This is a genomic window from Streptomyces sp. WI03-4A (assembly GCF_033792105.1).
Lineage (GTDB): Bacteria > Actinomycetota > Actinomycetes > Streptomycetales > Streptomycetaceae > Streptomyces > Streptomyces collinus_A.
Map to the genome: position 1 here is coordinate 1 of NZ_JARAUO010000030.1, position 12,726 is coordinate 12,726.

Consider the following 12,726-nt stretch of genomic DNA (forward strand, 5'->3'; position numbering starts at 1 on the left):
CTGTTCACCTCGCCCCTGCTGCACACCAGCTACCAGTCCGGTCAGCTCCTCGACGCCGGCTGGTTCGCGGGCTCCCTGCTCCTCGCCTACGCCCCCTGGGCCGGCCAGCGCGGCGGGCAGTCCGCCGCCGTGCGGGCGCAGGCAGGCGGCGGCCTCGGCGCAGCGCACGCAGGTGGCGAGGTGCCGGGAGAGGTCGCCCGGGGTCTCGGCGGCCGGTGAGCGGGTGACCGCGTCCAGCAGCCGGGCGTAGCTGCGGCACAGCGGGTCCAGCGGGGTGTCCAGGTGGGCCCGGTGGCAGCGGCCCCGGAACAGCGAGCGGACCTGGTCGAGTTCCTCGGCGACGGTGTCCGGGTCGAGGCCGAGCCGGCGGGCCACGACGGGCAGGGGCAGCGCCTCCACCTCGGCGAGCCACAGCAGCGACGCGTCCGCCTCCTGCAGGTCGCGCAGGCCGCGCAGGGCGACCGGGCGCTGCAGCGGCGGGCCGGTGTAGCGGGCCGCCTGCTCGGAGTTGAGCCACAGCCGCAGTTCGGGGTCGAGCCGGTGCCCCTGCCCGTCGGCCTCCCAGGCGGCGGCCGTGGCGCGTACGGCGGTGAGGAGTTCCGCGATCATCGGCAGCCGGCCGGCGCGCCCGCCGGGGCCGCGCGCGGGCAGCGCCCCGGCGGCGCGCACCTCGCGCATGCCGAGGGTGAACGCCTCGGTCGCCAGCTGATGCGCCGTCAGCGCGCCGGACGTGCACAGGTCCGCGTACGAGAGGACCGCGTCCCAGCACTCCGAGAAGAGTGCCGCCTCGGTGGCGTCCTGGGGGGTCGGCAGGTCGGACATGGGGCTCCTGCATCCACGCGCGAGGTCAACTCACCATCGGGGGGAAGGAGTTGGAGGGAACCTCGCGGCGGGCAGGAGCCTTTCACGTCTTCGACACAACTGACAAGCGGCCTATGCGATTCCGGTGACCGGAGGGTCGCATGCCGTGACGGGAGGGGTCACACCTCCGCGGGTTCCACGGCGGGCAGGCTGTCCATGAAGGAGCTGACGGAGAACACCGCGCGGCCGGGTCCGGGCGGGCCGTAGCCGGGGGGCGAGGCGAGCCCGAAGTCGTCCATCGTGGCGCGGTAGGCCTCCAGCAGCCGGATGTGGTACTCCAGCGGCGCGCCCTGCGGGTTGGCCTTGCCGAGCGGGGTGGTGGGCTCCGGGCACCAGGTGGTGAAGCGGGGCGTGATGCCGTGCGACATGAAGAAGCGCAGGCCCTCGGTGGTGGAGGCGATGGCCTCGTCGACGTTGGTGAAGCCGAACGGCTCGGCCATCTCCACGCCGGCGACGAAGTTCGGGATGACGTTGCGGGCGCCGAAGATCTCGGCGGAGTCCAGGATCCGCTTGTGCCATTCGTCCCGGCCGACGTAGCGCTCCTTGCCGGGGCAGTACAGCTCGAACAGGCGCCGGTCCCACACCTCGAAGTTGGGGTGGTAGATCTGCACGCCGTAGTCCTTGAACCGCTGGACGTCGTCCTTGGGCAGGGCCTGGGCGACGACCTTGCCGATCCAGCGGCCGGGGAAGCGCTCCTCGATGGCCTTGGCGTAGTGGCCGTAGAAGTCGGCCTCGTCGCGTCCCGCGACCGTCTTGGTGATGGCGCCGCCGGTGAGGGTGTAGGCGGTGGACGCCTTCTGGGTGTCGTACCGGTCGATGATCTCCAGGGCTTCGAGGACCTCCTCGACGTCCTTCACGCCCGAGTACGGCCGGCCGGCCGCCTTGTGCTGGCGCCAGTTGTGGTTGATGTCGCAGTACTGGCACTCCTCCTTGGCGCCGAAGTACTGGCAGACCCGGAAGACGGTCAGGTAGATCAGGTAGCCCCACTGGATGGTGGGGGCGACCTCCATCACGGACTTCCCGTTGGACAGGGTGTGCCGGTAGTACTCGGGCATCGGCGGCACCCCGACGTCGGCGATGCGCGTGCCGTCGAGGTACAGCCCGAGCAGCCCTTCCTCGTCGGCGGCGACCCGGTACGGCGAGGCGGGGTTCACCCGGACGGAGACGACGGTACGGCGCAGGTCGTACGGGCCGCCGGTGAGGATGATCTCCTCCGGGGGCCGGCGCAGCGCCGCCTCGCCCAGCTCCGGCAGGGTGCCGTGGTCGAAGGAGAAGATGAAGTACGACTTCGGCTTGACCTCGCCGCTCTCGTTGTCGCTGAGCGCGGAGGGGTCGAAGGCGACGCCGCCCCGGAGCAGGTCCTCCTTGAAGACGGCCTCCCGCGGCACATGCGGGAAGCGCTCCATCAGATCCTCGACCAGCGCGGTGCGGTTGCCCATCCGTAATCTCCTCCCGGGTCAGGCGTTCGTCTCTCACCGTATGCCCCCGCTCCGGCGTCGGACGTGCCGGGTCCCCGCACGTGGCGCGGTGTGTTCCGGCGCGGCGCCGCTCAGGCCGCGCGGTCGAGGGCCGCCTGGTCGACCGCATACAGAAGACGTTCGCCCGTCGACAGTCGTTCGGCCTCCTCCACCACCGTCAGCCCGAGCCGGGACACCTCGTTGCCCTGGGAGCCGGCGAGGTGGGGGGTCACGAAGGCGTTGGGCAGGTCGAAGAGCGGGGAGTCGGCGGGCAGCGGCTCGGGGTCGGTGACGTCGAGCACGGCGCTGAGCCGCCCGGTGCGCAGCTCGGCGATCAGCGCGTCGTGGTCGACGAGGGCGCCGCGCGCGGTGTTGATCAGCACGGAGCCGCCGGGCATCAGCGCGAGCTCCCGGGCACCGAGCAGGTGCCTGGTCTCGGGGGTGTCCGGGGCGTGCAGGGTGACGATGTCGGAGGCGCGCAGCAGCTCGTCCAGGGGCAGCAGGTCGACGCCGAGCCGGGCGGCCTCGGCCGGGTCGGCGTACGGGTCGGTGAGGCTCACCCGCAGGTCGTGCGGCCGGAGCAGTTCGATCAGGCGGCGGCCGATGCGGGAGGCGCCGACCACGCCGACGCGGCGGCCGTGGTTCCCGACGCCGGGGAGGATGTCGCCGTAGGGGTGGGTGCGGTCGGCGCGCAGCAGGTCGCGGGCGGCGAGGACGTTCTTCCCGGTGAGCAGGATCATGGCGAGCGTGTACTCGGCGACCGGCAGGGCGTTGGCCGCGGCGGCGGAGGAGACGGCGATGCCGCGCCGCCAGACCTCGGGGGTGGTGAATCCCTTGACCGAGCCGGCCGCGTGCAGGACCGCGCGCAGCCGCGGGGCCGCGTCCAGGGCGGCCGTGTCCAGGCGGGGGCAGCCCCAGCCGGTGATCAGGATCTCGGTGCGGGCGAGGACCCGCCGTACCCGGTCGTCGGCGAAGTCGTGCGCCACCAGAGCGGGGTCGACGTCCACCGACTCGCGCAGCCGGGCGAGCAGGTCCGGCGGGAAGACGTGGGGCACGTTCCGTGCCGTCATGGCGAGCAGGGCCTGCGGGCGCTCGGGCAAGGAGGTGACCTTCCGGCTCGGTGCGGCACGGACAGAAATCGATCTCTACGGTAGGTCGCGGCGGACGAGAGGGTCAACGCGTCCGCGCGCCCGCCGGGCACGGCGGGGGCCGCGGGGTTCGGCAGGACGACGGAGGGACGGCGGACATGGCGGCGGACATCGCGGCAGGCATGGCGGAGCCGGCGCGGACGGTCACCAACTGGGCGCGCAACATCACGTACACGGCCAAGGAGTTCCACCGCCCGGAGACCCTGGACGCGCTGCGGGCCCTGGTGGCCGGCGGCGCGAGGGTGCGGGTGCTGGGCAGCGGCCACTCCTTCAACCGGATCGCCGAGCCGGGCGCCGAGGGCGTGCTGGTGTCGATCGCCGGGCTGCCGCCGGTGATCGAGGTGGACGGCGCGGCCCGTGCCGTGCGCGTCGCGGGCGGCGTCCGGTACGCGGAGCTGGCCCGCGCGGTCCACCGGCACGGGCTGGCGCTGCCGAACATGGCCTCCTTGCCGCACATCTCGGTGGCCGGCTCGGTGGCGACCGGCACTCACGGCTCGGGGGTGGGCAACGGTCCGCTCGCGGCGGCCGTTCGGGAGGTGGAGCTGGTCACGGCGGACGGTTCGACGGTGTCCGTCGCCCGGGGCGACGCCCGTTTCGACGGGGCCGTGACCTCGCTCGGCGCGCTCGGCGTGGTCACCGCGCTCACCCTCGACCTGGAACCGTCGTACGAGGTCGAGCAGCACGTGTTCACGGAGCTGCCGCTGGACGGGCTCGACCACGAGGCGGTGGCGGCGTCGGCGTACAGCGTGAGTCTGTTCACCGACTGGCGGGAGCCGGGGTTCCGGCAGGTGTGGCTCAAGCGCCGCACGGACCAGGCGCCGGTGGACTTCCCGTGGGCGGTGCCCGCCGCCGAGGCGCTGCACCCGGTGCCGGGCATGCCGGCGGTCAACTGCACGCGGCAGTTCGGGGTGCCGGGGCCGTGGCACGAGCGGCTGCCGCACTTCCGTGCCGAGTTCACGCCGAGCAGTGGGGCGGAGCTGCAGTCGGAGTACCTGCTGCCGCGGTCGGCCGCCGTCGACGCGTTGTATGCGGTCGACGGTATCCGGTCGGCGGTATCCGGTGTGCTGCAGACGTGCGAGGTACGGACCGTGGCCGCCGACCCGCAGTGGCTCGGCCCTGCCTACGGCCGGGACTCGGTGGCCCTGCACTTCACCTGGATCGCGGACACGGCGGCCGTGCTGCCGGTGGTCCGCCGGCTGGAGGAGGCTCTGGAGGCCTTCGATCCGCGCCCGCACTGGGGCAAGGTGTTCACCATGCCGCCGACCGTCGTCCGGCGACGGTATGCGCGCCTCGCCGACTTCCGCGCCCTGGCCGCGTGCCTGGACCCGACGGGCAAGTTCGCCAACGCCTTCGTGCGGGAACTGCTGGGCGACTGACGCGTTGGCGGTGGCCGGCGTGCGGACTCGGCGGTCCAGCGACCGGGGGACTTTCTCCAGCCCCTTTTCGAAGCCCTTGTCGAAAGCCGGCCGAGACCATAGCCTGGCGCCGCGCCGGTGCCCGACCGCCCGGCCTGGCCTGAGGGACGGGAGGGGCCGCTCCGTGAAGCGCACGTCACGCGACATCCGTACGGCGAACCGCTACGAGGTGCTGCGCCAGATCATCGCCGAGTCCCCCACCTCCCGGCAGGAGCTGGCGGCCGCCACCGGGCTGAGCCTGGCCACCGTCGCCACCCTCGTCGGCGAGCTGCTGGACCTGCGGATGATCACCGAGGTGGGCTTCGAGGACTCCGCCGGCGGGCGGCCGCGGGGTCTGGTGGCGGTCGACGCGTCGGGAGGCGCGCTGGTCGGTGTCGACATCGCCGAGACGTACGTGCACGTCGAGCTGTTCGACCTGGCGCTGAACGTGCTGGCCCGCGCCGACGAGGACGTGCGGCCGGGCGAGAGCCGGCCCGAGCGGGTGGTGGGCCAGGTGGCCGCCGCCGTCGGTTCGGTGGTGGCCCAGGCGGGGATCGGCGCGGACCGGGTGCTCGGGGTCGGGGTGAGCGTGCCGGGCCAGGTGGACCGGGACACCGGTGTCGCCGCGTACGCGCCCAACCTGGACTGGCACGGCGTCCCGTTGCTCGACCTGCTCGCCGAGCACATCGCCCATCCCCTGTACCTGGACAACCCGTTGCGCGCGTGCACCGTGGCCGAGCTGTGGTTCGGGGCGGCGCGGGGGCGCGGGGACGCCGTGGTGGTGAACCTCGGCACGGGTGTCGGCGCCGGTCTGGCCCTGGGCGGCGGGCTGCACCGGGGCGTCAGCAACAGCGCCGGCGAGTGGGGGCACACCACGCTCGTGCTGGACGGGCGGCTGTGCCACTGCGGCAACCACGGCTGCGTGGAGACGTACGTGGGCGCGCCGGGCATCATGCAGAACCTCCGTGAACTCGACCCCGGATCACCGCTGTTGCACCCGGGGGACCAGACGGCCACCGTAAACGCGCTGGCCCGGGCGGTCGCGGCGGACGACCCGGTGGCGCTCAAGGTGGTCCGGGAGACCGCCCGTTACCTGGGAGCCGGGATCTCGGACCTGGTCAACCTGCTCAACCCCGAGGTGGTCGTGCTCAGCAGCTGGGTGGCGTCCCGGCTGGGCGAGCCGCTGCTCGACGAGGTACGCGCGGCCGTCGCCCGGCACGCGCTCAGACGTCCGCTGGCGGCGACCGAGATCGTCCTCTCCCCCGTCCCCACCGATCCGGTGTCCCTGGGTGCCGCCACGTTCGCGCTGGAAGGGGCCCTGCAGGGCGCCGGGCAGCGCTCCCGCGCGGTCTCCGCACGGAGCCGTGCGGAGGCGGGCGCACCGCCCTCCTGACACGTATCACCTTCTCGACCCGCACCACCGCGGCCGGCCGGGGCCGCCGGCCACATCTCCGACGAGGGCTGAGCTAGGAGACCGATGTCCATCCCGAGCACGACCACCGCCACTGCGTACGTCGAGGATGTCGCGCCGGGCTCGGGGGCGCTGCCGCCCCGCGCCCGGTACGCGTCCTCGGACGCCAAGTCCCTCTCGCTGAACGGAAGCTGGCGCTTCCGGCTGTCGGCGACGGCGGACGCCGAGGACGACTCCTTCGCCCAGGAGGGGTACGACGCCGGCGGCTGGGCGGAGGTCGCGGTGCCCGGCCACTGGGTCCTCCAGGGTCACGGCGCCCCGATCTACACCAACCACCTCTACCCGTTCCCGGTCGACCCGCCCCGGGTGCCGACCGAGAACCCGACAGGCGACCACCTGCGCGTCTTCGACCTGCCCGGGGACTGGCCGGCGGACGGCGGGGCGGTGCTGCGCTTCGACGGCGTGGAGTCCTGCGCCCGGGTCTGGCTGAACGGCACGGACATCGGCGAGTTCAAGGGGTCCCGGCTGCCGCACGAGTTCGCGGTCGGCCATCTGCTGAAGCCCACCGGCAACGTGCTGGCGGTCCGCGTGCACCAGTGGTCGGCGGGCTCGTACCTGGAGGACCAGGACCAGTGGTGGCTGCCCGGCATCTTCCGTGACGTCACGCTGCTGCACCGCCCGCCGGGCGGCGTCCTCGACTTCTTCGTCCACGCCTCCTACGACCACGTCTCGGGCACCGGCACGCTGCGCGTGGACTCCGACGTGGACGGCCGGGTGACCGTGCCCGCTCTCGGTATCGACACCGTGACCGGCGAGGCGGTGACGGTGCCGGTGGAGCCGTGGTCGGCGGAGCGGCCGAAGCTGTACGACGGGGTGCTGGCCACCGAGGGCGAGCGGGTACCGCTGCGCATCGGCTTCCGCACGGTGGCGCTCGCGGACGGCCGTATCGAGGTCAACGGCGGGGCCGTGCTGTTCAAGGGCGTCAACCGGCACGAGTGGCATCCGGAGCGGGGCCGCGCGCTCGACCTGGAGACCATGCGGGAGGACGTGCTGCTGATGAAGCGGCACAACGTCAACGCGGTCCGCACCTCCCACTATCCGCCGCACCCCGCCTTCCTCGACCTGTGCGACGAGCTGGGTCTGTGGGTGATCGACGAGTGCGACCTGGAGACGCACGGCTTCACCGAGCAGGGCTGGCGGGACAACCCCGTGGACGACGACCGCTGGACCCCGGCCCTGCTCGACCGGGCCGCCCGCATGGTGGAGCGGGACAAGAACCACCCCTCGGTGGTGATCTGGTCCCTGGGCAACGAGGCGGGCACCGGGCGCGGCCTGACCGCGATGGCCGAGTGGATCCGCGGCCGCGACTCCTCGCGGCTGCTGCACTACGAGGGCGACCCCGACTGCCGCGACACGGACATGTACTCGCGGATGTACGCCGATCACGCCGAGGTCGAGCGGATCGGCCGCGGCCTGGACGGCGGCACCGGCAAGCGCCGCGAACTCCCCTTCATCCTCTGCGAGTACGCCCACGCCATGGGCAACGGCCCCGGTGGACTCGCCGACTACCAGCGGCTCTTCGAGACGTACGGCCGGCTCCAGGGCGGCTTCGTCTGGGAGTGGATCGACCACGGCATCGCGGACGAGCGGTACGGCTACGCGTACGGCGGCGACTTCGGCGAGGAACTGCACGACGGCAACTTCGTCTGCGACGGCCTGCTCTTCCCCGACCGACGGCCCTCCCCCGGCCTGATCGAGTTCAAGAAAGTGGTCGAGCCGGTCGCCATCGAGCGGGACGGCGCCGGCGGCACGGTACGGATCACCAACAAGTACGACCTCACCGACCTGTCGGCGCTCGCCTTCACCTGGTCCTACGAGGTGGAGGGCGAGACGGCGGGGACGGGCGCCCTGTCGGTGCCGCCGCTCGCGCCCGGCGAGTCGGCCGAGGTGAAGCTGCCCGAGCCGCCGGAGGCCGCCGGGGCGGGCGAGGCCCTCTGGACGGTCCGCGCGCGGCTCGCGGCCGACACACCCTGGGCGCCGAAGGACCACGTCGTCGCCTGGGGACAGTTCACGGCGTCCGCCCGTCGGGTGCCGTCGGTGCCGTCGACCGCCCGGCCCGTGCCCGGCGCCGGCACCCTCACCCTCGGACCGGCCGTCTTCGACGCCCGCACCGGCGCGCTGCGCACGATCGGCGGGGTGGACGTCACCGGGCTGCGCCTCGACGTGTGGCGGGCCACCACCGACAACGACGACGGCGCCGCCTGGCAGTCCGACGTCCGCTACGGCCCGCTGTGGCGCGAGCTCGGCCTGCACCGTATGCGGCACCGGCTGGACGCGGTGGAACCGGCCGACGACGCGCTGACGGTCCGCACCCGGGTGGCGCCCGCCGCCCGCGACCTCGGACTGTCGACGGTGTACCGCTGGACGTCGGACGGAGACCGCGTACGGCTGACCGTGTCGGTGCGCCCGGAGGGCGACTGGACCGTGCCGCTCCCCCGCCTCGGCATCCGCTTCGGCCTGTCCGCGGCCGACCGCGTGCGCTGGTACGGCGGCGGCCCGGGCGAGGCGTACCCGGACAGCAGGACGGCGTCGTCGGTCGCCCGTCGGCAGTCGACGGTCGACGATCTGCAGACGCCGTACGTCCGCCCCCAGGAGAACGGCGCCCGCGCCGACGTCCGCTGGGCGGAGCTCGGCGGGCTGCGCGTCGAGGGCGACCCGGAGTTCTCCCTCACCGCCCGCCGCTGGACCACGGAACAACTGGACGCGGCGACCCACCGCACCGACCTGGTCCCGGGCGACACGGTATGGGTCAACCTCGACCACGCCCACCACGGCCTGGGCTCCCAGTCCTGCGGCCCCGGCCCGCTACCGCACTACCACCTGCGAGCCGAGCCGGTGCAGTTCTCGTTCGTCTTCTCCGCGGTGTCCTAGATGCCCTAGGATCATTCCTAAGCATCCTAGGAGGCGGGGCATGGTACGTGCGGGGCTCACCGTGGAGCGGCTGGTCGTGGGGGCCGCCGAGCTTGCCGATGAGGTGGGGTTCGAGAAGGTCAGTGTGTCGGCGCTCGCTCGGCGGTTCGGGGTCAAGGACGCGAGTCTGTACTCGCATGTGCGCGGGCTTGAGGAGCTGCGCACGCGGCTCGCGCTCCATGCGGGCGGCGAGTTGATCGACGAGATCGCCGCGGCCGTGGCCGGGCGGGCCGGCAAGGACGCGCTGGTCGCCTTCGCGGGCGCCTACCGGGCCTACGCCCTGCGGCATCCGGGACGGTACGCGGCCACTCAGATCCGCATCGACCAAGCTCTGATCGCCGACTCCCCCGCCCTGCGCCGTACTGCCGAGATCACCTACGGCATGCTGCGCGCCTACGGTCTACGGGAGCCCGATCTGACGGACGCGGTACGCCTGTTGCGCAGCACCTTCCACGGCTACTGCGTGCTGGAGTCCACCGGCGGCTTCGGCGCGGACCGAAGTGTCCAGGCCTCCTGGGACAAGGCGGTCGACGCCCTGCACCTCGCCCTCACCCACTGGCCCCGGGAGACGAACAGTCATGACTGAGCCGCCGTACCACGACGTCACGGGAAGTGGTCCCGTCCTGCTGCTGGTGCCGGGCGGCGCCGGGCACCCCATGGGGCTCGGTCCGCTCGTCGACCGGCTGGCGTCCCGCTTCACCGTGGTGACGTACGACCCGCTGGGCCTCGCCCACGGCCGGCTCGGCCTCGCCGTCCCGGACCAGCGGCCGGCGGACTGGAGCGAGGGGGCGCACCGGGTGCTGGAAGCGGTCCTTCCGGCGGGCGAGCGCGCGTACGTGTTCGGGACCAGTTCCGGCGCTGTCGCGGTGCTCGACCTGCTCCAGCGGCATCCACGGCGGCTCGCGCACGTCGTGGCGCACGAGCCGCCGTGCGTGACCGTGCTGCCGGACGGGCCGGAGCGGCGGGAGGAGCTGATCGCCCAGCTCGACGGGCCCGGCCGACCGGCCGCCGAGGGCGCTTCGGCGACCCCGATGGGCGTCTTCCTCGGCCATGTTCTGCGCCCGTTCACCGCCTACACCCTCGACTCCGGCTCCGGCATTCCTCCGCGTCCCCTCACCATCGCCGCGGGCGCCGCGTCGCGGGGTGAACTGCTACATCGAACCTCGGAGTTGCTTGCCGATCGGATCGGGTGTCCGCTGGTTCGGTTCCCGGGTGGGCATCTCGGGGCGCTCGAGCACCCCGTGGAGTTCGCCGATCTGCTCGCCGACACGCTCCGCTCCGGCGGGCGCGACTCGTCGTAGGGCCGGCCAGCCGGCAGCGCGTCGTCAGGCCTCGCGTTCCGCCTGGCTGCGTTCCACACAGAACTCGTTGCCCTCGGGGTCGGCGAGGACCACCCAGCCGGTGCCGTCGGGGCGGCGCCGGTCGTCGACCTGGGTGGCACCGAGGGCGAGCAGCCGCTCGACCTCCTCGTCCCGACTGCGGTCCTGGGGCTGGAGGTCGAGGTGGACGCGGTTCTTGACGGTCTTGGCGTCCGGCACGGTGATGAAGAGCAGGCCCGCGCTCTCGATCAGGGCCATCTCGTCGCCCGGGTGGTCGTCTTCGTGCAGGGGCTGTTCGAGCACCTTCGACCAGAAGGTGCCCAGGGTGTAGGCGTCGGCGCAGTCGACGGTCACGTGGCGGATCTTGGAAGTCATGGACGGATTCTGATGGACGGGGGTGCCGGCGGCAACGACGTCAGTCGGGCGTCACCGGCCACGACGTGCCGTCGGGCCCGTCCTGCGGTGCCGTGAACCGGAAGCGGCGGAGCAGTCCGGTGGCCCAGTGGACGCTCAACTCCCGCTCGTCGCGCACCTCGACGGTCACCAGGTCCACGAGGGGCGCGGGGTCCGGGTCCCCGGTGAGCCGGGCGACGGCGACGAACAGGGTGGGTGATTCGCCGGTCACGCCGGTCAGGCCGGTCACTGCGGTCTGAGCGTGGTCTTCTGACGTGCCGTTCGACAGGCCGTGTGACGCGAGTAGTTCGGACTGATCGTTCTTGCCCGGCGCCCACCCGGTGATGCGCACCTCGGTGCCGGGGGCCGCTCCCGCGACCAGGTGGGCCCGTACCTCCACCGCTCCGTCGGCCACCACCAGGCTGGTCACCCCCGCCCCGGACGTCACGGTGTACCGGGAGGCCGCCCAGTCCTTCCCCACGCCCAGCGGGACGATGCCCGAGCGGATGTGGTCGCCACCGATCGTGACGGTGTTGTCGGGCGGCGACACGAGGGGGCGGGTGACGGTCGAATACGCGAGGCGCGTGTAGTGCGGGTCGTACCGGACGTCCTCGCTGCCGTGGTTGTGCAGCCGCACCACGCCGTCCGAACGCGTCGACTGCAACAGCCAGTTGGGGCCCTCGACCGGGCGCACCGCGTCGGCGCGTCCGGCCGGTCCGGGCTCCTCCGGTGCCGTCCAGACCTCGTGGTCCGGCGGCAGCAGGAGGCCGAGGAAGCCCTTCGCGGCCCAGTACGGCGAGGCCGGTCCGGAATAGCTTTGCAGGACACTCTCGTCGGGGCCGTGCCAGCCGAGGGTCAGCAGACCCCGGTCGTCCACGGCCCCACGGTCCAGGAAGTACTTGAGCACGCCGGAGGCCAGCCGGCGCGTCTCGCCCGGCGGCAGCGGCGTACGTCCGGTGAGCGCGCCGAGCCACAGCGGGGCCGCGGTCGCGAACCGGTACGTCAGCGAGCGGCCCTGGTGCAGGGGCGCTCCGTCGCCGCCGAACAGGTGGGCGTAGTCGGCGAGATGGGCCTCCAGGCGACCGCCGTAGAGGTCGAGCAGCTTCTCGTCGCCTGTGAGCCAGGCGTGCAGCACCGGATACAGGTGCATGGCCCAGCCGTTGTAGTAGTCGTACTTGCGGCCGTCGCCGTCGGTGTACCAGCCGCCGCCGACGTACCAGACCTCGATGCGTTCCAGGCCGCGGTCGACCGCCTTGCGGGCCTCCTCGGATTCGTGGCCGATCTCCAGCAGAAAACCGCCGACGGTGACGGGGAACAACTCCCAGTTGCAGGGCCAGGGTTCGGCGGTGAGTGCGTCGGTGAGCCAGGCGGCCGTGCGCTCCCGTACCGGCTGGTCGAGGCGGTCCCACAGCAGCGGCCGGGTCAGTCGCAGGGCGAGGGCGATGGAGGCCGCCTCGACCAGGGGCTGGCTGTGGTCGGTGACGTTCGGCCAGACGCCGCCGGGGCCGGTGCGCAGGCCGTCGGCGTAGCGGCCGAGGACGGTCGCGTCCTTGCGGAAGGCGGCCAGCAGCAGGGTGCGGGCGTATCCCTCCAGGCCGTCGGAGAGGTGGCCGGAGTGGCTGACGTGGTCGCCGGGGAGGTGGTAGAGGGCGCGGTCGGGGGTGGCCCACGGCTCCACGGCGGCGAGCAGGGCGTCGGCGGCGGTCTCCCAATGGGCGCGGGTGTAGCCGGTGTACGGGCTCGTCGTGCGGTCCTCGGCGGGCAGGTGGATCA

At 73.1% G+C, this 12,726-nt stretch carries 9 protein-coding genes and 1 pseudogene; 5 read left to right on the forward strand and 5 right to left on the reverse strand.

Annotated elements, in window-relative coordinates:
• The 3 genes and pseudogenes from PV343_RS26405 to PV343_RS26415 form a co-directional block, all read right to left on the reverse strand.
• Positions 1-822 (reverse strand): annotated as a pseudogene (locus PV343_RS26405) (cellulose-binding protein); the annotation flags it as partial.
• Between the two features lie 158 nt (positions 823-980).
• Complete coding sequence (locus PV343_RS26410; RefSeq protein WP_319149456.1) at positions 981-2,300, reverse strand: radical SAM protein; 1,320 nt, start codon at positions 2,298-2,300, stop codon at positions 981-983.
• A 110-nt stretch (positions 2,301-2,410) separates the two neighbouring features.
• Positions 2,411-3,418 carry a hydroxyacid dehydrogenase gene (locus PV343_RS26415; RefSeq protein ID WP_319149457.1) on the reverse strand — a complete coding sequence of 336 codons (1,008 nt, stop codon included), beginning with the start codon at positions 3,416-3,418 and terminating at the stop codon, positions 2,411-2,413.
• Positions 3,419-3,564: 146 nt separating this feature from the next.
• Between PV343_RS26415 and PV343_RS26420 the strand changes: the two genes are divergently transcribed.
• From PV343_RS26420 to PV343_RS26440, 5 genes are all read left to right on the forward strand, one after another.
• Entirely contained in the window at positions 3,565-4,842 is a 1,278-nt protein-coding gene (locus PV343_RS26420) for an FAD-binding protein (RefSeq protein WP_319149458.1), read from the forward strand.
• A 163-nt stretch (positions 4,843-5,005) separates the two neighbouring features.
• Positions 5,006-6,253 carry an ROK family transcriptional regulator gene (locus PV343_RS26425; RefSeq protein ID WP_319149459.1) on the forward strand — a complete coding sequence of 416 codons (1,248 nt, stop codon included), beginning with the start codon at positions 5,006-5,008 and terminating at the stop codon, positions 6,251-6,253.
• An 84-nt stretch (positions 6,254-6,337) separates the two neighbouring features.
• Complete coding sequence (locus PV343_RS26430) at positions 6,338-9,202, forward strand: glycoside hydrolase family 2 TIM barrel-domain containing protein (protein ID WP_319149460.1); 2,865 nt, start codon at positions 6,338-6,340, stop codon at positions 9,200-9,202.
• A 40-nt stretch (positions 9,203-9,242) separates the two neighbouring features.
• Positions 9,243-9,827, forward strand: coding sequence for a TetR/AcrR family transcriptional regulator (locus PV343_RS26435; protein ID WP_319149461.1), 585 nt, complete (start codon positions 9,243-9,245; stop codon positions 9,825-9,827).
• Complete coding sequence (locus tag PV343_RS26440; protein WP_319149462.1) at positions 9,820-10,542, forward strand: alpha/beta fold hydrolase; 723 nt, start codon at positions 9,820-9,822, stop codon at positions 10,540-10,542. The genes PV343_RS26435 and PV343_RS26440 overlap by 8 nt, the downstream gene beginning before the upstream one ends.
• Before the next feature lie 24 nt (positions 10,543-10,566).
• On the opposite strand, the gene PV343_RS26445 is transcribed toward PV343_RS26440, so the two are convergent.
• Together PV343_RS26445 and PV343_RS26450 are read right to left on the reverse strand one after the other, a co-directional pair.
• The gene (locus PV343_RS26445; protein WP_319149463.1) at positions 10,567-10,935 is read right to left on the reverse strand and encodes a VOC family protein; all 369 of its coding nucleotides are present in this window, start codon (positions 10,933-10,935) and stop codon (positions 10,567-10,569) included.
• Positions 10,936-10,975: 40 nt separating this feature from the next.
• Entirely contained in the window at positions 10,976-12,724 is a 1,749-nt protein-coding gene (locus PV343_RS26450; protein WP_319149546.1) for a DUF2264 domain-containing protein, read from the reverse strand.
• Positions 12,725-12,726: the final 2 nt, after the last annotated feature.